Below are 22,391 nucleotides of genomic sequence, written 5' to 3'. Positions count from 1 at the left end.
CCATGAAAGTAGCTATCTATAGCCGCGGTCTTGATTTTGAACAGGAGAATCCCCTCTTGCTTTTGCTGGAAGAGCTGACCCGCTACGATATCACCATACTCATTTACCACAATCTGTTGCAGCAGTTTACCCTGCCCGCACACTTGTACGAGAAAATGGTCCCTTTTAAAACCTCCGACGATCTGGATGAACATATTGATTGCCTGATCAGCCTCGGCGGCGACGGAACCCTGCTGGATACGGTTACCCTCGTAAAAGACAAGAATATTCCTATTGTAGGCATCAATTTCGGTCGGCTGGGATTTCTGGCCAGCATCAGTAAAGAAGAGCTGACGAGTGCGGTGGATGCCCTGGTGAACCGGACCTACCTGATTGATAAGCGGACCCTGATCCACCTCGAATCCAATGTGCCGTTGTTTGGCGAAACCCCTTTTGCCCTGAATGAGTTTGCGATACATAAGCGGGATATCTCTCCCATGGTCAAGATCCATACCTACCTGAACGGGGAGTTCCTGAATACGTACTGGGCAGACGGACTGATCGTTTCCACCCCTACCGGTTCTACGGGGTATAATATGAGTTGTAACGGACCCATCATGTTCCCCGAATCGGCCTGTTTTGTGATTACCCCGGTGGCTCCGCATAACCTGAATGTCCGTTCAATCATTATCCCGGATACCAACGTAATCTCTTTTGAGGTAGAAAGCCGGGCCGACCAGGTAATCTGTGCCCTGGATGCCCGCCGCGAAATTGTAAGCAAAACCATCCAATTGGCCATCCGCAGGGAGAAATTCGGGGTAAATCTGATCCGTTTGAACGAAAATAGTTTCCTGTCCACGCTGCGAACTAAGCTTACCTGGGGTCTTGATAAAAGAAATTAACTTTTATCGTATTAAATTTTGATGCTATTTTACAATAAATAGAGAACGAACCGATAACTATGTTACGAAAAACCCTGATCCTGGTATGTTTTGTATTTGCTCTCGCTAAGACCCGGGCGCAAACACTGGAGCCCTATGTACACCAGGGCGAGGTTGGCGTTTCTCTTGGGCTGGCACATTATTTCGGAGACCTCAATCCCAATACAGGTTTGAACCGTCCCAAAACTGCAGCAGGTATCTTTTTCAGAAAACAGATCAGCAATTATATCGGCATCCGCATCGCAGGCGAATATGCCATGCTGGGTTATTCCGATGTATACAGCACCAATCCGGTTCAGCAGGCACGGAATCTCAGTTTTAACACCAATGTGTGGGAGATCAGCCTGGCCGGCGATTTTAACTTTTTCGAGTTTCACCCCGGTTTTGAAGGGTATGAGTTTACCCCTTACGTAGGTCTGGGGCTGGGCGTTTTTTCTTACGATCCCTATGCCTACCTGAACGGGGAGAAATACCTGTTACGTACCCTGGGTACCGAAGGGCAGGGCAGTTCTCTTTATCCCGAGCTGAAACCATATAACCCTATCGCTATCAGCATTCCTTTTACGATGGGTGCCAAATATGCCTTGAATACCCGCACCAACGTATTTGCGGAACTTACTTACCGCATGACCAATACCGACTACCTGGATGATGTAAGCGGACTCTATGCTCCGGATGCATTTCCTACCCTGCCGGATGGATCGCCTTCACCGGCTTTTCTGCTGCAGGACAGGAGCTATGAAACCGGTACTTCCATCGGTATTAAAGGTAGACAGCGGGGCAATAGCCTGCAAAAAGATGCTTTTGCCAGTTTTAAAGTAGGGATCTCCTTCAACCTCTCTTCCTATCGTTGTCCGACCCCTTCCCGTTAATTACATCGTTTTTGACCGGTTTAGTCCCTTCCGGGCCATATTTTAAGGCAATTATATCTGCCTATAAGCATTGATTTTGTTAGATTTGCTCCCTAATTCAAGTTCGCTCTATGCAGGAAGGCCTGATCGATAAGATTGACAGGGAACACTTACCCCACCATATTGCCATCATTATGGATGGGAATGGGCGTTGGGCCGAAGAAAAAGGCCAGGATCGTTTGTATGGCCATTTTCACGGCGTAGAGAGCGTTCGTAATATCGTGGAGGGGAGTGCCGAACTGGGGATCCAGTACCTGACACTGTATGCTTTCAGTACAGAGAATTGGGACAGACCACAGCAGGAAGTGGAAGGGCTGATGTCATTGCTGGTAGATACCATCCGCAAGGAAGTGCCTACGCTGAACAAGAACAATATCCGTCTGCATGTGATTGGCGATCTGAATATGTTACCGGTTTTTGCACAGAATGAACTGAAAGAAGCCCTGGAGATGACAAGCCATAACACCGGCCTCAACCTCATTATGGCACTCAGTTACAGCAGCCGCTGGGAGTTGGTAAATGCAGTAAAGAATATCGGTCTGGATGTAAAAGCCGGCAAGATAGACCCCGAAACCATTAACCACGAAACCCTGCAGCAATACCTTTCAACCAGTCAATTCCCCGATCCGGAACTGATGATCCGCACCAGCGGCGAATACCGGATCAGTAATTTCCTGTTGTACCAGTTAGCGTATGCCGAACTATATTTCACCAATACCCGCTGGCCCGATTTCCGCAAAGAGAACCTGTATGAAGCCATTATCGACTTCCAGGGCAGAGAAAGGAGATTTGGCAAAACAGGGCAACAAATACAGGAGGAAACCCAATTGGCATAGCTATTTAACACCACACCTTATCATATGCGGGTGATTTAACAAACAATTTTTAATTATTCCAGTTAATTTGCCCCGCCTAAAAACCTGAACTTATCGCTGTCAGCGCCCCAAAAGGCTCTTTCAGTCGGCAACATCACAAACCGAAACCGGATGCAGAAAGTGTACAAAATTTTAGTGTTGGCTTTAGTAACATCGCTCGTGAGTCTCCCGGCCCGTTCGCAGCAAACAACCGATACCACCATTACTTCTATAGATGTTGACCTCCTCAATATTTTTACCCAGAAAACACCCCGCAAATACAAAGTATCTGCCATCAGGGTGGTAGGCAACCGTTTTTTTGATGAGAACCTCCTGATCTCTATTGCCAATATCAATGTAGGCGATGAAATTACCATACCGGGTGGCGATAACTTTTCAAAAGCCATCACCAAACTCTGGGGCCAGAATTATTTTTCCAATGTAGAGATCTACCTCACCAAACTGGAAGGAAAAAATATCGAGATCGAAATCGCTGTTACTGAAAGGGTCCGTTTATCAAGGTTCTTTTTCAAAGGCGTGCGTAAAGGCGAAAGTGATGACCTCTCCGGTAAAACAGGCCTGGTGCCTAACCGGGTCATTACAGAGAACATGAAGATCTCTGCTATTGAGGCCATTAAAAAGTACTATGCCGAAAAAGGTTACCGCGATGCAAGGGTAACCATCAATGAAAAAAATGACACAACGATCAATAATACACTGTCGCTCGAATTTATTGTTGATAAAGGTCCGAAAGTAAAGATCAACAATATCAATTTCGGCGGTAATACCGTAGATGCCGGTAAGCTGAAAAAACAACTGAAAGATACCAAGGAGCGTTCGCGCATGACCCTGTTCCCCAGTTTCGACAAGGGTTACCTCGTTACACCGCAGCGGTACAAATTCCAGGAATACCTGAAAGAGCATGGTTATCTCACCTACAGCAAAACCAAGAAACTGCTGGATCCTTATATCCGCCTGAAATTATCAGGTGCCAAGTTTGACGAGAAAAAATTCATCGACGATAAGGAAAGCCTGCTCGAATACTATAACTCACTCGGTTTCCGCGATGCGATCATTGACAGGGATACAGTGTACCATGTGCGCAGGGGCGGTTTGAATATCGATATCAAAGTAAACGAAGGACACCGCTACTACTTCGGTAACATTAACTGGAGAGGAAATACCAAATTTTCCGATTCTGTTCTTACCGCTATCCTCGGCATCCGCAAAGGAGATATCTATAACCTGGAGGTGCTGAACAAAAAATTGGGTAAATCTGCCTCTCCTGATGGAGGCGATATCAGCGGATTGTACCAGGATGATGGTTACCTCTTCTTCCGTACAGACCCTGTAGAAACAGCCGTGTACAATGATACCATCGATTATGAGATCCGGATCATTGAGGGGCCGCAGGCAACGATTAAAAATATCCGCATCAGTGGTAACGACCGTACCAAAGAGTACGTAATCCGCCGCGAACTGCGTACCATACCGGGTGAGAAATTCAGCCGTACCGACCTCATCCGTTCACAGCGTGAGATTGCACAGCTGAACTATTTCAACCAGGAAAAGATCAAGATCGATCCGGTTCCGAATCCGGATGATGGTACCGTAGATATTAATTACGGTGTAGAAGAAAAATCAAGCGACCAGCTGGAATTAAGTGCCGGTTGGGGTGGTTATATTGGTCTGACCGGTACACTGGGTGTATCGTTCAACAATTTCTCTATCCGTAACATCTTTAAAAAATCAGCCTGGGATCCCTTGCCAATGGGCGATGGCCAGAAACTGAGCCTGCGCGTACAGAGTAATGGTAAAGCCTTCCGCTCTTATAACTTCTCGTTCACAGAACCCTGGCTGGGCGGCAAAAAAAGGAATGCCTTAACGGTGAGTATCTATAACACCAAATACGGCCAGACCTACGACCCGTATACCGGGCTGTACGACCAGAATATTGCCAACTCAAGATATATCTCTACTACGGGTGCTACGGTAAGTCTTGCCAAGCAGTTGAAATGGCCGGATGACTATTTCTCCCTGTCAATGGGTCTGAACTATACCCGGTACAAACTCAGTAACTATGCCATCGATCCTACCAATCTTCCGGGATTTGAGAATGGGGTGGTAAACAATATCAACTTCCGTCTGGCCCTGCAAAGGTCATCGGTAGATGCGCCGCTGTTCCCTCGTTCGGGTTCCACTTTCCTGTTGAGCCTGCAGGTAACACCACCGTATTCACTGATCGATAAGAATATCAACTCGGCAGCCAATCCGTACAGCTTTATTGAATACCATAAATGGAGATTTAATGGAGAGTGGTATGTGCCATTGGGTAAACCACACGGCGAAGACAGGAACAAACAGTTTGTATTAAAAGCTTCGGCCAAATTCGGTTTCCTCGGACGGTTTAATCCCGACCTCAAGATTTCTCCTTTCGAGCGTTTTCAGGTGGGCGATGCGGGTCTGAGTAACCAGTTTGCCCTGCTGGGATATGATATCATTGCACACAGGGGATATCCTGTGTACGATAATTCCAATCCCAAGATCAACCCCGATAAACAAACGGCCAGCCAGTACTTTACCATTTTCAATAAGTATACCCTCGAAATGCGTTATCCGCTCAGCCTGAACCCAAGCAGCACCATTTATGCCCTCGGATTCTTTGAAGCGGCCAACGGATGGTATGATTTTAAAGATTACAATCCATTTAAGCTGAGACGTTCCGTAGGTCTGGGTATGCGTTTCTTCCTGCCTATGTTTGGTTTGCTTGGATTTGATTATGGCATAGGATTGGATAGGTTTACACAGGGAGGCGCGCTCAAAGATGCAACAAGGTTTACCTTTATGCTGGGCTTTGAGCCGGAATAACCCATCAAACCTAAACCGACTATTTATGAAAAAGACACTCTTACTCCTGATCGCTTTTGTTGGATTGGCGCTTACCAGTCAGGCACAGCGTTACGCTATCATCGACACCAAGTATATCCTCGGTAAGATCCCCGAATACCGGGATGCGGATAAAAAATTGCAGTTGATAGGCGAACAATGGCAGAAAGAGATCGATGATAAACAGGCCCAGCTGGATAAGATGTACAAGAATTATGAGGCGGAAGCTTTTATGCTGACCGACGAACTGAAGAAAAAAAGGGAAGATGAACTGTTTGTCAGGGAGAAGGAAGTACGCGAGCTGCAAAAACGTCGTTTTGGTTACGAGGGCGACCTGTTTAAAGAGCGCCAGAAGCTCGTAAAGCCGGTACAGGACAAAGTTTACAACGCTGTACAGAAAATGGCCATCTCAAAAGCCTATGATTTTGTACTCGATAAAAGTGAAGGAATTACCATTATATTTGCCGACCCCAAGCTGGATAAAAGCGAAGATGTGCTGAAAGAGCTGGGTATTAAAAACTAGTGTAAACCAAACCAATCATAAATTCACTACAATGAAGAAATTATTATTTGTGTGTGTGGCTGTTGCAGCTTGCATCCTTTTTACCAACACAACCAAAGCACAGGCAGTTAAAATAGGATATTTTGATGAGCAGCTTACCTTATCCCTGTTCCCGGGTATTGGTAAAGTAGACACTTTGCTGTCGAGCTTCCAGAACGATTCACTGCGTCTGGAATATGAAGCACGCGTATACGAATTCAACCGTGCCGATAGTATCTACAAAAAAGATTCTGCAACCATGCCCGCTAAAGCACGTGAACTGGCACAGAAAGACTTGGGTCAGAAGCGTTATATGCTGATTAACTGGCAGCAGATCGGACAGCAGATGTACGAGCAGAAAATGGAGCAACTGCTGAATCCTTACAAACAGCGTATGTTCGATGCACTGAAGCAGGTGATTGCAGAGCAGAAATACACACTGGTACTGAATTCAAATGCCTTATCTCCTTACGCACAACCTCCATTGCTGGATAACTTATCTATCCGTACAGCCATGAAGCTGAAACTGCCTTTGACCAAAGAGATCGAAGATGCCTGGAAAGTAGCATCCGGTGCCGGTGCAGCTGCTCCCGCTAAAAAATAAGCACAGAAATTTCTAATAATATATTGTCAGAACCCCGTCCTTGCGATGGGGTTCTTATTTTTACAGTATGCAGGTAACAAAACCCATTGGTGTGTTTGATAGTGGTTATGGCGGATTGACGGTTTTGAAAGAGATCGTTAAAGCCCTTCCCGAATACGACTATCTCTATATGGGCGATAATGCCCGTGCGCCCTATGGTCCGCGTTCTTTTGATACGGTGTATCACTACACACTGGAATGCGTGCAATGGTTTTTTTCGCAGGGCTGTGAGTTGGTGATCCTCGCCTGTAATACGGCATCGGCCAAGGCTTTGCGTACCATTCAGCAAAAAGATCTGCCCCATATCGATCCTGCTAAACGGGTATTGGGGGTAATCCGGCCTACTACAGAAGTGATTGGTCAGTATACAAAAACCGGCAAAGTAGGTGTATTGGGCACCACTGGAACGGTACAGAGCGAGAGTTACCCTATTGAGATCGCTAAATTTTTTCCGCAGGTAAAGGTTTTTCAGGAAGCCTGCCCCATGTGGGTACCACTGATCGAAAACAATGAATATGAAAGTGCCGGAGCCGATTATTTTGTGCAGCAGCACCTGAACCAGCTGTTCGGCCAATCCGGAGAAATTGATACTTTGTTACTGGCCTGTACACATTATCCCTTGCTGATCAATAAGATAAAGCAGTTTGCGCCTGTCGGTGTGCAGATTGTTTCGCAGGGAGAAATTGTGGCAAAAAGCCTGCAGCAATACCTGGCCAAGCATCCCACCCTGGCAGAAAAATGTACCCGTAATGGCCAGCGCAGCTTTTATACCACCGATGCAACGGCCGATTTTGATACCCATGCCACGCGGTTTTTCGGCAAACCCATTGCCTCAAAACACCTGGAACTGGGCCGTAAATAGGCCTAAAAGCCCCTGAAAAGGCGGTTTTTCGCAAAAAAACGTGCTTCTTCCTTCGTACTTCTAATGGGATTCCCCTACCTTTGCCGTCCTTTCACAAGCAGCAGTATGGTGACTGCAGGCATGAAACGAAATCATATTACCGGGTTAGTAAAAAACTAGAACATGAAACGTACATTCCAACCACACAAACGCCGTCGTAAAACCGTTCACGGTTTCCGCAAGCGTATGGAAACTGCCAATGGCCGCAAAGTACTGGCCAGCCGCAGAGCGAAAGGTCGCAAGAAACTGACTGTTTCCAGCGAAAAAGGATTAAAATAATACCCTGCCCTACGGGCTTTGGTATAAAAAATATAGCCTCATCTTTTTGATGAGGCTTTTTTAGTTTAGCAGTACAATGCCAGTTAGTAACAGTTACGCAAAAGCAGAAAAACTCAAAAGCCGTAAAGCGCTGAACGCACTTTTTACGGGAGGGAAATCTTTTGCTGTATTTCCGGTTAAAGTATTCTGGATGCCGGCTGCACCTAACAGCGGTCAACCCATCCAGGCTGGGGTGGGTGTAAGCGCGAGGCATTTTAAAAAAGCGGTAGACAGGAACCGTATCAAACGTTTGCTGCGCGAGTGTTACCGTTTGAATAAACACAGTCTGCTGGCTACCCTGGAAGCGGAGGAAAAAAAAGTAGTGGTATTCTTTTTATACGTGGGTAAAGAATTACCTGATTATACCACGTTTAACGAAAAAATGCAACAGGCACTCACCAAACTCGAAGAACAGATTGTGCGCTGACCCTAACATATCGCAACCACACCGTTCCTGGTTACAGTGGCTTGCTGTAATTGTGAGCTATCCTTTTATTTTACTGATCAGGATCTATCAGTATGTGATCTCACCGGCACTCGGTCCCAAATGCCGTTATACGCCTACCTGTTCACAGTATTCGGTGCAGGCTTTGCAAAAATATGGATTGATCAAAGGCGGCTGGCTGGCCATCAAGCGCATCAGCCGTTGCCGCCCGGGTGGTGGACATGGCTACGATCCGGTACCGTAGTAATTTGAAAATGTGGGAATTTGAAAATTACTCCTTCGGTGCAACGGTTAAAGCCTGCAGTTTGCCGATAATTTCCCGGATCTCTTTGATGCTGTAAAACCGGTATACTTCCGGATCTTTTCCGTCTACTTTTTCGGCAGAACGCATGCGGTGATATGGACCTACTACCAGTGCTTCTGTATTGTCGGTGATCTTCACTGCATGATTGGGCAATATGAAAAAATTTCGGTTGGCTGCACTCACATTCTTCGCTTCTGATAATAACTGCAGTGAATCGATCTGTTGTTTCAGTTTCTCCTGCGTAATTACCTGCTGCGATACTTTGGGATCGCTGTAAGATTGGTAACCACCAATGATGGTATCGTTCTTTACATTCACTACATATAAACCATTCTCCTCTAATTCTACCGTAGCTTCACCGGCGGGAGTGTTCATTTTAAAAGCCATTTTACCGCTACCCAGGGTTACGGCTTTTTCTTCATGTCCGCCGCCATCTTTGGCTGTGATGGTTTTGGCCTCAAGGTTGATATCGGCCTCGCCCTTACTCATCACAATCATTTTTTTACTCTTACAGGAAGCGAACAATACCAGTGCCAGGCCGAAAAACAGGATTTTTTTCATAAGTGTAGTTTCATAAAAAAGTCCCGCTGCAACAGCGGGACTGTAAAATAATATTATTTCCGCACAGCGCTTATTTTGCTGCGTTAAAACGTTCGGCTACTTTGGTCCAGTTTACTACATTCCAGAAAGCGGCCAGGTAATCGGCGCGGCGGTTCTGGTATTTGAGGTAGTAAGCGTGTTCCCAAACATCGGCACCCAGGATCGGGGTCCCTTTCACTTCGGCTACGTCCATCAGCGGATTGTCCTGGTTAGGCGTGGAAGAAACTTCCAGTTTACCATCTTTTACCAGTAACCATGCCCAACCGCTTCCGAAACGGGTCATGCCGGCTGCGGCAAATTTCTCTTTAAAAGCATCGAAAGAACCAAATGCCGCAGTAATGGCATCGGCCAGTGCACCGGTTGGGGCACCTCCCGCATTGGGTGCCAGGCTCTCCCAGAAAAAAGTATGGTTCCAGTGACCGCCACCGTTGTTGCGTACCGCCGGACTGATAGAGCCCGCCGCAGCCACCAGCTCGGCCAGTGATTTGCCTTCGTTAGGTGTACCGGCAATGGCTTTGTTCAGGTTATCTACATAGGCCTGGTGGTGTTTACCATGGTGGATCTGCATGGTAGTGGTATCGATATGTGGTTCCAGCGCATCATGCGCGTAAGGTAATGGGGCAAGTGTAAATGACATAGTCTATCAATTTTAAATGATAAATGAATAGTTAGAATGAGTAACAAATTTACTGTTGTTCAGTTGATATAGGGTGGGGATAGTTTAATTCTTTCTTAAATCGAAACAAATGCGGGAGGGTTCGTTAAGAGCCAAAGAGAAAAAGGGTGGATAAGAGAGCTCTCTTTTTCTCTTATCCACTCTTAGTGAAACAATCAAAAAAATCATCTCTTTGTCTTAAAAAAAGACTGCATCAGTTGTGCGCATTCATCTGCCATCACGCCCTTTACCAGTTCGGTTTTGGGATGAAAGGGCCAGTTTTCCCGGGTGATATGTTTAAAGCCGTTCTTTTCATCTGATGCGCCATACACGATCCTGCCTATTTTACTCCAGTACAAGGCGCCGCAACACATCAGGCAGGGTTCTACGGTTACATATAAACAGGCTTCTGGCAGGTATTTGGCTCCGAGGTAGTTATAGGCAGACGTGAGCGCGAGGATCTCTGCGTGGGCGGTAGAATCGGTCAGCAGCTCTACCTGGTTATGCCCACGGGCAATGATCTTGTTATTGATGACAACCACGGCACCCACGGGCACTTCATCTGCCTCATAAGCAATGACTGCTTCTTTGAGCGCCTGTTGCATGAAATAAATATCATCGAACTCGATCATACAGCGAAAATAGGATTTTGAAACCGCTTAACAGCGGGAGAGAAAACAGGAATAGCGATACTAAAAAAGCCATCCCTTGTGGAGATGGCTTTTTATCTGCTCAACGAGACTTATAATTTTTTGATCACGATATTCCGGTACCAAACATCGTTGCCATGGTCCTGCAGGGCAAAACGGCCTTTGAAAACCGTTCCGAAATCGGGCCATTGTTTGAATTTGCTTCCGGCAATCATCTGTTTCCAGTTATCATCGCCATAAGTGGTAGACAGCACGGTTTCTCCGTTCAGGATAAAATCAAGCTTTCCTTTGTTGCTGATGATCTCGGCAGTGTTCCATTCACCTACGGGTTTTACAACACCTTCTTTGCCGGCAATCAGGTCGTAGAGATTGGCTGCGCGGTGTTTGTTGATTTTTCCGTCGGGATGACCATCATTATCGAGCACCTGCATTTCAGGACCGGTATGATAGGTTTGCTTGTATTTTACCGAATCTTCCTGCACCCAGAAGATCAGACCACTGTTACCGTTCTTACCGATCTTCCAATCGTATTTGAAATGAAAATTCTCATATTCCTTATCGGTTACCAGATCATTGGAACCTTTTTGTCCGGGCACCCTTTTGGAAGGGTTGTAATAAATCGTACCGTCTTCCACTGTCCAGGTAGCACTCACGGTATTTTTACCGTAAGTATGCCAGCCATTCAGTGTTTTCCCATCAAATAAAGAAGTCCAGCCTTTTTCTTTTTTCTGAACAGGGGTATGGAGTGATGTTGTTTTTGTAACCGGACCGGCCAGTAGTAAGGATACCGCTAAAACCGTGATCGCTGAAAATGATTGCATGGGTTATTTATTTCTTAAGTAAGAGGATATATTTCACCATCTGTTTGGCATCAGCTTCGCTTACAGTTGGGTGTGGGGTCATAGGGATGGCACCCCAAACGCCCTGGCCGCCTTTGATGATCTTGTTGGCCAGCATGGTAATATTCTCTTCCGTGTTTTCATATTTGGCAGCTACTTCTGAATAAGCAGGGCCGGTTAATTTCTCATTTACTTTATGGCAGGTAAGACAATCTGATTTGGCAACCAGTGTCAGTCCTTTTTCATAATCAGGATTGCTGGCCATATCGTTGGCAGGCGCTGGTGCAGCGGCTGTTTCTGCGGGTTTCTCTTCTTTTTTCTCAGGGTTACTGCTGCAGGCTGCAGCAAAGGCCAACAGGGAGAAAGCTACTAAATACTTTTTCAAGGGAGTTGATTTTTAGGGTTCAAAAAATTAGAGATTTCATTTTGTCCAAAGCGGGTATGAAGGTATTAATCAATTCCTAAAATGCGGCGATTAAAATTTTCATCCGAACCGGTTCCGGCAAAATCATCAAAGGCTTTTTCAGTTACTTTAATGATATGGTCTTTGATAAACGGTGCACCTTCTGCTGCACCGGTGGCTGCATCTTTAATGGCACATTCCCACTCCATTACTGCCCAGCCTTTGTAATTGTAGGCAGATAGTTTACTGAAGATGGATTTGAAATCTACCTGTCCATCTCCCAACGAACGGAAACGACCCGCGCGATCTACCCAGTTCTGGAAGCCACCATATACCCCCTGTTTACCGGTTGGATTGAATTCCGCATCTTTTACATGGAACATACGGATCCGTTCATGGTAATGATCGATATAAGTAAGATAATCCAGGCACTGCAATACAAAATGCGAAGGATCGTATAAGAGACAGGCTCTTTTATGATTATTCACTTTGGCAAGGAACATTTCGTAGGTAATGCCATCGTGCAGGTCTTCGCCGGGATGTATTTCGTAACAGAGGTCCACACCTGCGTCTTCAAAAGCATTCAGGATGGGTAACCAGCGTTTACCCAGTTCGGTAAAACCGGTTTCCACTAAACCGGCCGGACGCTGTGGCCAGGGATATACTGTATGCCATAAGAGCGCACCGCTGAAAGTGGCATGAGCATCCAATCCTAAATTACGCGAAGCTTTGGCGGCGAATTCCAGTTGCTGCACGGCCCATGCTGTTCGGGCTTTGGGGTTATTGCGCAGGTTCTCAGGGGCAAACCCATCAAACAAAGCATCATAAGCAGGGTTTACTGCTACCAGCTGGCCCTGTAAGTGGGTAGACAGTTCTGTGATCTGTAAACCGGCCGCTGCTACGATGCCTTTGATCTCATCGGCATAGGTTTTACTTTCGGCGGCTTTCTGCAGGTCTATGCAGCGGCTGTCCCAGGTAGGGATCTGCACGCCGGTAAAACCGAGAGAAGCGGCCCATTTACAAATAGATTCCAATGAATTATACGGAGCCGTATCACCCATGAATTGAGCGAGGAAGATGCCGGGACCTTTAATCGTGGTCATGTTTAGTAATGATTGAATGATTGAATGATAGTATGATAGAATGGGTGAGTGGTGAGTAGTCAGTAGTGAGTGAAAACAACCCTTACTCACTACTGACTACTCACCACTCACTTCTTACAACACATATTTTGTCCACTTCACATCGCTCTGCGCAGAAGCTACTACGTTATCGATGAAAGCCATACCGCGGATACCATCTTCGCAGGAGGGGAAGTCGAGCATTTCGGGTGTGGGGGTTTTGCCATCTATTTTAGCACTGAGGGTTAAAGCAAAATTGCGGTAGATATTACCGAATGCTTCGAGGTAACCTTCGGGGTGTCCGCCCGGAGTGCGGCAGTTATGGGTGGCAAAGCTGGAAAGACGATCGCCATAGTTACCGCCGGCACGAAGGATCTGTGTGGGCTGGTCGAGCCATTTTACCAATAAAGTATTGGGTTCGTGCTGGGCCCATTCAATGCCTCCTTTTTCGCCGTACACGCGGATTTTCAGTGCATTTTCTTCACCGGCAGCCACCTGCGATGCCATCAATACACCGGCTGCGCCATTATCGAATTTGAGTAATACGTTACCATCATCATCCAGTGCCCGGCCTTCTACCATCACATTCAGGTCGGCACAGAGATGGGTGATTTTGGAGCCGGTGATATATTCAGACAGGTGTGCGGCATGGGTACCTATATCGCCCATACAGCCGCTTTTGCCCGATTTTTTAGGATCTGTTCGCCAGGCCGCCTGGGCATTGCCTTCGCGCTCGCTCAGTTTGCTGAGCCAGCCCTGCGGGTATTCTACCCATACTTTACGGATCTTACCCAACACGCCTGCTGCCACCATGGCTTTGGCCTGCTTTACCATGGGGTAACCGGAATAGGTATGGGTAAGGCAGAGGGTTAATCCTGTTTCTGCTACTTTCTGCTGGAGTTGTTTGGCTTCGTCCAGTGTAAAAGTCATCGGTTTCTCGATCACCACGTGGAAACCATGGTCCAGCGCCATCATGGCGGGAGCAAAGTGAGCAAAGTTGGGGGTAACGATGGTTACAAAATCCATCCGTTGATCGGCCGGTAACTGGCTTTCTTTGGTGATCATCTCATCAAATGTGAGATAGGTTCTGTTGGCCGGCAGAAATAACATTTCGCCCGAGGCTTTCGCTATTTCGGGGTTGATGCTTAAGGCACCACAAACAATTTCGATAAGGCCATCCATATTGGCGGCCAGGCGGTGGATGGCACCGATAAAGGCGTCTTTGCCCCCACCTACCATTCCCATTCTGAGTTTACGATTCATGGTTTGATACTTTTTTATGAAATGCTGGTATTATTTTAATCAATCAGGGTATGAATGCCTGTTAGCTGTAAAGTTTACATAAAAAATTGATGCATGGCAGATTTTATCAATCCAGTTTTAAAAATAAAAAATTACATTTAACCACAGATTGCTTTTTCATATAACCCCTAACGATATGCAGACTACTCCCCAACGTAGCCAATTATTTGTGGCCAGCTGTCTGGCTTTATTAGTAACTTCTCTTTCTTTTGGTATCCGCGCCGGAATTTTAGGTCGCCTGGGAGTTCAGTTCGAACTCTCTGCCGGAGAGCTGGGAACCATTGCTGCCACTGCGTTCTGGGGTTTTCCGCTGGCGGTGATCATTGGTGGTTTTGTAGTAGATATCATCGGAATGAAACGTTTACTGATGGTAGCGTTTGTATTTCACCTGGCAGGTATTCTGTTAACCGTATTTGCCGGTGGATACTGGAGTCTGTTTATTTCAACCTTATGTATCGGCATAGCCAATGGCACGGTAGAAGCTGCCTGTAATCCGTTAGTAGCTACTATTTATGCAGATAATAAAACCACCAAACTGAACCACTTCCATTTATGGTTTCCGGGTGGAATTGTGATTGGTACTTTATTGGTATATTTCCTTGATAAAGCGGGTATCGGCTGGCAGATCCAGGTGGGTCTGATGGCGATTCCTACCCTGATTTATGGTTATCTTTTCAGCAAACTGGATTTCCCGGTTACAGAAAGGGTGGCGAGTGGCGTATCGGCAGGGGAGATGTACAAATCATTGCTGAATCCATTGTTCATTGTGATGATTATCCTGATGTTCGGTACCGCCATTACAGAGCTGTTTACCGGACAGTGGATCGATGTTTTATTAAAGAATGTATCTGATAATGCTATTCTGCTGCTGACCATCGAAACCGGCATCATGGTAATCGGAAGGGGGTTTGCGGGTCCGGTAGTGCATCGATTCTCCCCAACGGGTGTATTGCTGATCTCAGCGATCTTATCTGCCGTAGGCTTATATCTTCTTGGACACAGTTCAGGTAATATGCTTTTTGTAGGGGCTATTGTATTTGGTATGGGTGTTTGTTATTTCTGGCCTACCATGCTGGGTTTTGTATCGGAGAACCTGCCTAAAACAGGAGCAGTGGGTATGAACCTGATGGGTGGCGCCGGTATGTTTGCGGTATCTGTGTACACGGTATTCATGGGTGAATATTATGATAAACTGGTAAGCGGAAAACTGCCAGCCGGCGATACCTCAGAAGCTGCCATGAATGAAGCCAAAAAGCTGGCAGGACCGGAGGTGTTAAATGCTACACTGATTATTCCGGTGATCCTGTCTGTTGCTTTTGCCATATTACTGGTGTATATGCGCGGCAGGAAAAGTTCATCAAAGTTATCTGCCGCATAGGCAATGAGTAATTATATGTAAAGTCCCATTCGTATATGCCCCCATATTCAAACAGAAGGAAAGCGATCAGGAATATCCTCGCAGGTTCTGCTGCACTGGCAGCGGGTACTGCGGCTATGCCTTCTTTTGCTGCGGGCCCAAACAGCCGTTACATGTTAAAAGGTAATATCCAGCATTCGGTTTGCCGCTGGTGTTTTGGTAGTTTAACACTGGACGAATTATGTGTAGCCGCCAATGAGATCGGCCTGAAGGGTATTGATCTGGTAGGGCCGAAAGACTGGGCCACCCTCAAAAAATACAATCTCATCTCTACCATGTGTAATGGTGCCGAGATTGGTTTAACCAAGGGCTGGAATGATAAACAGTATCATGCCACACTCATTAAAAATTATACTGAACATATCGATCTTGTAGCTGATGCCGGTTTTAAAAACCTGTTTTGTGCCAGTGGTAACCGCAATGGCATGGATGACGAGACCGGTTTACGGAATTGCCTGGAAGGACTGAAGCAGATCATTGGCCATGCAGAGAAGAGAGGGGTAGTATTAACCATGGAACTGCTGAACAGCAAGATCGATCATAAGGATTATATGTGCGACAGAACACAATGGGGTGTTGAATTGTGCAAACGGCTGAGTTCGCCGAATTTTAAATTGTTATACGACATATATCACATGCAGATCGATGAAGGTGATGTAATCCGGACCATCCGCGATTACAATACTTATATCGGTCATTATCATACAGCCGGTGTACCGGGCAGGCATGAGATTGATGAAACACAGGAATTATACTATCCTGCCATCATGCAAGCCATTCTGGGTACCGGATTTACAGGGTATGTGGCTCAGGAATTTATTCCGCTGGCAGCAGATAAGCTGGGCTCCTTGCGGAAAGCGGTTTCGATATGTGATGTGTAGATGTGAATGGGCAATGCTGAATAATCAAATTGCCCATTCACCATTGCCAATTAACAACAAGTAACCATAAACCAATAAACAAACAGAATCATGTCCGATCAAACATTTGATGCCATTGTTGTCGGCTCCGGGATCAGCGGTGGCTGGGCGGCAAAAGAGTTAACCGAAAAAGGACTCAAAGTGCTGCTGCTGGAACGTGGGCGAAACATTGAGCATATCAAAGACTATGTGAATGCCAACAAAGAAGCATGGGATTTTCCGCACCGCGGAAGAAGAACCCAACAGATGATCAATGATTATCCGGTGCTGAAACGCGACTATCCGCTGAACGAAACCAACCTGGATTACTGGGTGAACGAAAAAGAGAGTCCGTATACAGAGGTAAAGCGGTACGACTGGTTCCGCGGGTACCATGTAGGTGGCCGTTCCCTGATGTGGGGCCGCCAGAGTTATCGCTGGAGTGATCTGGATTTTGAAGCCAATGCCAAAGACGGAATTGCGGTTGACTGGCCGGTACGTTATAAAGACATTGCACCCTGGTATGATTATGTAGAAAAATTTGCGGGCATCAGTGGTAACCGTGATGGATTGGCGCAGTTACCCGATGGACAGTTTCTGCCTCCGATGGATATGAACTGTGTGGAGAAAGATGTGGCGGCCCGCATGAAAGAATATTACAAAGGTGCCCGTGCCATGATTATTGGCCGTACCGCTAACCTAACTGTAGCGCATGAAGGAAGAACCAATTGCCAGTTCCGGAACAAATGCTGGCTGGGTTGTCCGTTCGGCGCTTACTTCAGTACGCAATCGTCTACCCTGCCTGCGGCTATGAAAACAGGTAATCTTACCCTTCGTCCATGGTCTATCGTAACCAAAGTGTTGTACGATAAAGACAAAAAACGCGCTACCGGTGTAGAAGTACTCGATGCAGAAACCAATAAAACCGTTACGTTCAATTCGAAGATCGTATTCCTGAATGCTTCTACCTTTAACACTGCCTGGATCCTGATGAATTCGGCTACCGATGTATGGCCCGAAGGTTTGGGCAGCAGCAGCGGTGAGCTGGGACATAATATTATGGACCACCACCTGGGTGTGGGTGCCAGCGGAAGAGTAGAAGGATACGAAGATAAATACTATTTCGGCCGTCGTGCCAACGGTATTTATATTCCGCGTTACCAGAACTTTGCCGGTGATAAGCGCGACTACCTGCGTGGCTTTGGTTACCAGGGTGGTGCCAGCAGATCGGGCTGGGGCCGCGATGTGGCTGAACTGAGCATTGGCGGTGAATTCAAAGATGCATTAACAGAACCCGGTAGCTGGAGTATGGGTATGGGTGGTTTTGGAGAAATCCTGCCGGATCATGCCAATAAGGTTACACTGGATAAGACCGTGAAAGATAAATGGGGGCTGAATGTATTGTCGTTCGACGCTGAGCTGAAAGAGAATGAACTGAAGATGCGTAAAGACATGCAGAAAGATGCCATTGAAATGCTGGAAGCCGTTGGTGTAAAAGATGTAAGAGGCTGGGATGCCAATGGTTACCAGGGAAGAGGTATTCACGAAATGGGTGCTGCCCGTATGGGTGCCGATCCGAAAACCTCTGTGGTAAACAAATTTAACCAGGTGTGGGATGCGCCGAATGTATACGTTACCGATGGTGCATTTATGACTTCTGCTGCCTGTGTAAATCCATCACTCACTTATATGGCGTTTACTGCGAGAGCGGTGGATCATGCGGTGACTGAATTGAAAAAACAAAATTTATAATCTACTCACCCTGCCCTCTCTGCTTCGCAAAGAGGGTTCTTCCTCCCCCTCTCTACAAAGTAGAGAGGGGGTCGGGGGGTGAGAAAAAAACAAATCTCATGAATAGAAGAGAAGCCTTATCCAGTGTAGCCCTGCTCCTGGGAGGAACTATTTTGGGTGCCGAAGCATTCCTGTCGGGATGTAAAACCAAAACAGATGTTGGCGTTAGTTTTTCTGCATCTGATATTTCTTTCCTGGATGAAGTAGCGGAAACTATTTTACCAGCCACCAGCACACCCGGTGCCAAAGCGGCCAAAGTGGGCGAGTTTATGACGGTGATGGTAAGAGACTGCTACGAAGAAAAAGACCAGAAGATCTTCATGGAAGGCATGGCCAAGCTGGACGAAGCCAGTAAAACAAAAAATGGCAAGTCGTTCATGGAAAGCACTGCCGAGCAGCGCCATGGTTTGCTGGTAGAGCTGGACAAAGAGCAGAAAGAATACCAGAAAACCAAAAAAGACGACCAGCCCAACCATTATTTCCGTATGATGAAAGAACTGACCCTCACGGGCTTCTTTACTTCAGAAGTAGGTGCTACCAAAGCGTTGCGTTATGTGGCCGTACCGGGTAAATACGAAGGTTGTATTGATTACAAGAAGGGCGATAAGGCATGGGCCACTTAGTAATTAGCAATTAAAAATTAATAATTAATAATTGGGGCATGCGGTTTGCATGTTTCTCAATAAGTTATTCATAACTCACGACTCACGATTGACGACTCACGTCCCGCGGGCCGGTTTTATCATCCTATAAAGTGTATTATATGTCTACTAACAGGCGTGATTTTTTACGCAACAGTACTTTTGCCGCATTGGGTTTATCGCTGCCTTTTGCAGGAAAATCTTCTTTGCTGAACGGGTTGGCACCGTATAAGAAACTGTCTTCTTTCGGGATCCAGTTATGGACGGTGAAGGAAGATATGGGTGCCAATGCCAAAGAAACCCTGAAAAAAATATCATCGTATGGCTATAAGATGATTGAAAGTTTTGAAGGACAGAAGGGTATTTTCTGGGGCATGAAGAACACTGAGTTTAAAAAGTATATGGATGATCTGAACCTGAATATTGTTTCGGCTCACTGTAATAACACGGTAGACTTTGAACGCAAGGCCGCCGAAGCTGCAGCCATCGGGATGAAATACCTGATCTGTCCGTACAAAGGGCCGCAGAAATCGATAGACGATTATAAAAAGTTTGCCGATGAGTTTAATAAATCAGGCGAGATCTGTAAAAAGAATGGAATTCGTTTTGCGTATCATAACCACGATTATTCTTTCAAACCTGTTAATGGTGAAGTGCCGCAGGAAGTGATGATGAACCTGACCGATAAAAATCTGGTAGATTTTGAAATGGATATTTACTGGGTAGTAGCTGCGGGCGAAGATCCGAAAGCCTGGTTCAGCAAACACCCGGGCCGTTTCAGACTCTGCCATGTTAAAGACCTGGCCAAAACGAATGGTAGAGAAGGTCATGAGTCTGTGCAGATTGGTAAGGGTACGATCGATTTTGCTTCTATCCTGAAAGTGGGAGAAAGCAAAGGTCTCCAATACCATATTGTTGAGCAGGAAGCTTTTACCGGCAGTAACCCACTGGCCAGTGCAGAAGCGGATGCGAAGTATATGAAAGGCTTTTCGTATTAAGTGAGAGGAACTTTGTATTTCTTTTGAATAGAAACTGCGGTGAATGGAGATTCGATATTCAAAAAAAACGGCTCATGTTTCATGAGCCGTTTTCGTTAGTTTGTTATTCACTGTAGGTTCTATACCCCCAGGCTCCACCCGTCTCTATAGGTTCTCTTCACAAACTGGTTGGCTTCGTCGAAGTTGGTGATACGCATATTGGGGCCATCCCACATAAGTTTAACGTTGCGGCCTGGGTAGGTGTTGCGGCCTTTGTCGTCTTTTTTCATGATGTTGTAACTGCGTATAGCGAGGTTACCCATCAATACGCTCTCGGTTAACGGACCGGCGATATCGAAATTAGAGCTGAGGTTTTTTGCTTTTTCAGAGCCATATCCGGCAATGGCACCTTCTACCCATGCGGCATAGTGGCCCGCATCGCCCTTGGGAACACGTGCTACGGTTTGTGGTACAGTGGTTTCTTTGGTGCGTGAGGTAGGTAATAGATTGGGATACATACCATAGGTGCCGCAGATCATTTTGCCTTTGGTTCCGAGGAAGATAGCACCGTTGCCACCATCGCCCATGATTTCGTTGGGGCCCAGCTCGTCCGGACGCTCGGGCTGGATGCCGCCATCCATCCAATGCAGTTTAATGGGTTTGCCGTTGGCGCCTTTGAAGGATAAGGTAATAGATGAAGATACCGGACCGGAATCGGGGTAATTACCACGTGTCCAGTTTTCGATATAAGGGGTAGCTACGCTGCACTCTGCCGATTCGGGGTAACCGAGACCGAGTACGGCAAAAGCGGGGGCCATGATATGGCAGGCCATATCGCCCAGCGCACCGGTACCATAATCCCACCAGCCGCGCCAGTTAAATGGAATCAGTTTTTCTACATAATCGCGGTAAGGGGCAGTACCGAGCCAGAGGTTCCAGTCGAGTTCGGCAGGAACGGGTGGTTTGTTGGCACTCCATGGGATACCCTGTGGCCAAACGGGACGGTCTGTGTAACAGTAAATAGTGTGTACATCGCCAATGAGGCCGGCATTGTACCAATCCTGCAACTGGCGAACACCATCGCCCGAAGCACCCTGGTTACCCATCTGCGTTACCACTTTGTAATCGTGGGCGGCTTTGGTTAACATACGTGCTTCGTAAATATCGTGGGTAAGGGGCTTTTGAATGTATACATGTTTGCCGAGCTGCATGGCGGCCATACCAATTACGGCATGCATATGGTCTGGAGTAGAAACGGAAACCGCATCGAAACTTTTATGTTCTTTCTCCATCATTTCGCGGTAATCGGTATAGATCTTTGCCTTGGGATAACGCTCACGGCTTTTGCGGGTCTGGCGGGAATCTACATCGCAGAGGAAACCGATTTCGGCTTTACCGCTCTGGTAAAAATTCAAGAGATCGCTTTCGCCCTTACCACCGGCACCTACGCCGGCCACTACCAGTTTATCGCTGGGGGCAGTAAAACCGCGGCCCAGTACATGGCGCGGAACAATGTAAAATCCGGCAGCTGCCAAAGCTGCATTACGGATAAAAGAACGGCGCGAACCGGCATTGCTGGTTTCGGGTGTTTTGTTACCTGATTGGGGTTTGTTTTTCATGCTGAACAATCGTTGGTTGTTTGAGAAAAAAATAGAGACATGAATTTATCGAAATATCGGATGGAAAGTAGCGAACAGGAGAAATAAAAAAGTAACAGACCTATAATAGTCTGCAAAAAACTATCGGCCTTCTATAATATGGAATAATCAGGCAGGATACAGGTAGGGATACAATAAAAGTGCGGGTACAGCGTTTGTATAACAGTTAAAGTCCAATATGCACTGCCTGTTCCCTGCTGGGAAACGGGCAGTTTTTATATTAGAATGGATAAGCGATTGATTTACAGGGAGGGAGGTCTTCTGTTTTCGCTGTACATGTCTACACCGGTGTACCTGCCCTCAATTTTTTTCAGTAAGGTGGTATCTACATACCCATATTTTTTCTGGATGCTGAGCGAGTCGGTGCTGATATAATTGATGATGATCCACCTTTCTGTATCGAGTGAAACACTTTTGGTGAGCGAAATTTTTCCGCTGGCTGTTTCGGCGGTAACGAGGTACTGGCCTTTGGCAAAGCGGCCTACTTCTACCTCCTGTAAACCGGGTTTCAGGGTATGGTGAATAATGGTATGGGGTCTGCGTTTGTTAGTGTGGGTAACGGATAAACGAATGGGTGTTTCCTGATCGGATTCGTTAAAGATAATGGCGTGTGCTACAGAGCGGGAGGAACTACAAGCCTGTACTAACCAGGCAGTTATCAAAAACAATACTAAAGACACGTGCGAACGTTTCATGCAGATAAAGGATTTATGTT

The 22,391-nt window shown here is 46.5% G+C and carries 24 protein-coding genes; 15 read left to right on the top strand and 9 right to left on the bottom strand.

Features of this window, described 5'->3' with window-relative positions:
* The first annotated feature begins 2 nt into the window (after positions 1-2).
* From AC1RNB_RS05000 to yidD, 10 genes are all read left to right on the top strand, one after another.
* Positions 3-881, top strand: coding sequence for an NAD kinase (locus AC1RNB_RS05000; RefSeq protein ID WP_493081242.1), 879 nt, complete (start codon positions 3-5; stop codon positions 879-881).
* 59 nt (positions 882-940) lie between these two features.
* Positions 941-1,792 carry a type IX secretion system protein PorG gene (gene porG / locus AC1RNB_RS04995; RefSeq protein ID WP_493081240.1) on the top strand — a complete coding sequence of 284 codons (852 nt, stop codon included), beginning with the start codon at positions 941-943 and terminating at the stop codon, positions 1,790-1,792.
* 110 nt (positions 1,793-1,902) lie between these two features.
* Positions 1,903-2,667, top strand: a complete 765-nt coding sequence (gene uppS, locus AC1RNB_RS04990) for an undecaprenyl pyrophosphate synthase (RefSeq protein ID WP_493081238.1) — start codon at positions 1,903-1,905, stop codon at positions 2,665-2,667.
* A 174-nt stretch (positions 2,668-2,841) separates the two neighbouring features.
* Complete coding sequence (locus tag AC1RNB_RS04985; RefSeq protein WP_493081284.1) at positions 2,842-5,553, top strand: BamA/OMP85 family outer membrane protein; 2,712 nt, start codon at positions 2,842-2,844, stop codon at positions 5,551-5,553.
* A 25-nt stretch (positions 5,554-5,578) separates the two neighbouring features.
* On the top strand, positions 5,579-6,094 hold the full coding sequence (locus AC1RNB_RS04980) for an OmpH/Skp family outer membrane protein (protein ID WP_493081236.1): 516 nt from the start codon (positions 5,579-5,581) through the stop codon (positions 6,092-6,094).
* Positions 6,095-6,125: 31 nt separating this feature from the next.
* Complete coding sequence (locus AC1RNB_RS04975; RefSeq protein ID WP_493081235.1) at positions 6,126-6,716, top strand: OmpH/Skp family outer membrane protein; 591 nt, start codon at positions 6,126-6,128, stop codon at positions 6,714-6,716.
* Positions 6,717-6,783: 67 nt separating this feature from the next.
* Positions 6,784-7,617: a glutamate racemase gene (murI, locus tag AC1RNB_RS04970; RefSeq protein ID WP_493081234.1), complete on the top strand. Its 834-nt coding sequence runs from the start codon at positions 6,784-6,786 to the stop codon at positions 7,615-7,617.
* 162 nt (positions 7,618-7,779) lie between these two features.
* Positions 7,780-7,935, top strand: coding sequence for a 50S ribosomal protein L34 (gene rpmH, locus AC1RNB_RS04965; RefSeq protein ID WP_071790296.1), 156 nt, complete (start codon positions 7,780-7,782; stop codon positions 7,933-7,935).
* 76 nt (positions 7,936-8,011) lie between these two features.
* Positions 8,012-8,401 carry a ribonuclease P protein component gene (gene rnpA, locus AC1RNB_RS04960; protein ID WP_493081233.1) on the top strand — a complete coding sequence of 130 codons (390 nt, stop codon included), beginning with the start codon at positions 8,012-8,014 and terminating at the stop codon, positions 8,399-8,401.
* The gene (gene yidD, locus AC1RNB_RS04955; RefSeq protein ID WP_493081231.1) at positions 8,391-8,663 is read left to right on the top strand and encodes a membrane protein insertion efficiency factor YidD; all 273 of its coding nucleotides are present in this window, start codon (positions 8,391-8,393) and stop codon (positions 8,661-8,663) included. The genes rnpA and yidD overlap by 11 nt, the downstream gene beginning before the upstream one ends.
* A 27-nt stretch (positions 8,664-8,690) precedes the next feature.
* On the opposite strand, the gene AC1RNB_RS04950 is transcribed toward yidD, so the two are convergent.
* From AC1RNB_RS04950 to AC1RNB_RS04920, 7 genes are all read right to left on the bottom strand, one after another.
* Positions 8,691-9,284 (bottom strand): hypothetical protein, encoded by a 594-nt coding sequence (locus AC1RNB_RS04950; RefSeq protein WP_493081229.1) that lies wholly within the window; start codon positions 9,282-9,284, stop codon positions 8,691-8,693.
* A gap of 70 nt (positions 9,285-9,354) precedes the next feature.
* A complete protein-coding gene (locus tag AC1RNB_RS04945; protein ID WP_493081227.1) occupies positions 9,355-9,960 on the bottom strand; it encodes a superoxide dismutase in 606 nt (201 codons plus the stop codon).
* Positions 9,961-10,163: 203 nt separating this feature from the next.
* Complete coding sequence (locus AC1RNB_RS04940; RefSeq protein WP_493081226.1) at positions 10,164-10,610, bottom strand: nucleoside deaminase; 447 nt, start codon at positions 10,608-10,610, stop codon at positions 10,164-10,166.
* A gap of 110 nt (positions 10,611-10,720) precedes the next feature.
* Positions 10,721-11,449, bottom strand: a complete 729-nt coding sequence (locus AC1RNB_RS04935) for a 3-keto-disaccharide hydrolase (RefSeq protein WP_493081224.1) — start codon at positions 11,447-11,449, stop codon at positions 10,721-10,723.
* A 7-nt stretch (positions 11,450-11,456) separates the two neighbouring features.
* Entirely contained in the window at positions 11,457-11,852 is a 396-nt protein-coding gene (locus AC1RNB_RS04930) for a c-type cytochrome (protein WP_493081222.1), read from the bottom strand.
* 65 nt (positions 11,853-11,917) lie between these two features.
* A complete protein-coding gene (locus AC1RNB_RS04925; RefSeq protein WP_493081220.1) occupies positions 11,918-12,973 on the bottom strand; it encodes a sugar phosphate isomerase/epimerase family protein in 1,056 nt (351 codons plus the stop codon).
* A gap of 114 nt (positions 12,974-13,087) precedes the next feature.
* Positions 13,088-14,254 (bottom strand): Gfo/Idh/MocA family protein, encoded by a 1,167-nt coding sequence (locus AC1RNB_RS04920; RefSeq protein WP_493081219.1) that lies wholly within the window; start codon positions 14,252-14,254, stop codon positions 13,088-13,090.
* A gap of 175 nt (positions 14,255-14,429) precedes the next feature.
* Between AC1RNB_RS04920 and AC1RNB_RS04915 the strand changes: the two genes are divergently transcribed.
* The 5 genes from AC1RNB_RS04915 to AC1RNB_RS04895 all read left to right on the top strand — a co-directional run bounded on the left by AC1RNB_RS04915 (position 14,430) and on the right by AC1RNB_RS04895 (position 20,039).
* Positions 14,430-15,671 (top strand): MFS transporter, encoded by a 1,242-nt coding sequence (locus AC1RNB_RS04915; protein ID WP_493081218.1) that lies wholly within the window; start codon positions 14,430-14,432, stop codon positions 15,669-15,671.
* A gap of 35 nt (positions 15,672-15,706) precedes the next feature.
* On the top strand, positions 15,707-16,591 hold the full coding sequence (locus AC1RNB_RS04910; RefSeq protein WP_493081216.1) for a hydroxypyruvate isomerase family protein: 885 nt from the start codon (positions 15,707-15,709) through the stop codon (positions 16,589-16,591).
* 90 nt (positions 16,592-16,681) lie between these two features.
* Positions 16,682-18,361, top strand: a complete 1,680-nt coding sequence (locus AC1RNB_RS04905; protein ID WP_493081215.1) for a GMC oxidoreductase — start codon at positions 16,682-16,684, stop codon at positions 18,359-18,361.
* Between the two features lie 98 nt (positions 18,362-18,459).
* On the top strand, positions 18,460-19,023 hold the full coding sequence (locus tag AC1RNB_RS04900) for a gluconate 2-dehydrogenase subunit 3 family protein (RefSeq protein ID WP_493081214.1): 564 nt from the start codon (positions 18,460-18,462) through the stop codon (positions 19,021-19,023).
* Positions 19,024-19,163: 140 nt separating this feature from the next.
* Positions 19,164-20,039 (top strand): sugar phosphate isomerase/epimerase family protein, encoded by an 876-nt coding sequence (locus AC1RNB_RS04895; RefSeq protein WP_493081212.1) that lies wholly within the window; start codon positions 19,164-19,166, stop codon positions 20,037-20,039.
* Positions 20,040-20,158: 119 nt separating this feature from the next.
* Here AC1RNB_RS04895 and AC1RNB_RS04890 read toward each other — a convergent pair whose 3' ends face one another.
* Entirely contained in the window at positions 20,159-21,637 is a 1,479-nt protein-coding gene (locus tag AC1RNB_RS04890) for a Gfo/Idh/MocA family protein (protein WP_493081210.1), read from the bottom strand.
* 281 nt (positions 21,638-21,918) lie between these two features.
* Positions 21,919-22,356 (bottom strand): hypothetical protein, encoded by a 438-nt coding sequence (locus tag AC1RNB_RS04885; protein ID WP_493081208.1) that lies wholly within the window; start codon positions 22,354-22,356, stop codon positions 21,919-21,921.
* Positions 22,357-22,391: the final 35 nt, after the last annotated feature.

The organism is Sediminibacterium sp. GW821-FHT12F12 (assembly GCF_058806635.1).
This window is presented reverse-complemented; position numbering and strand designations above follow the sequence as displayed.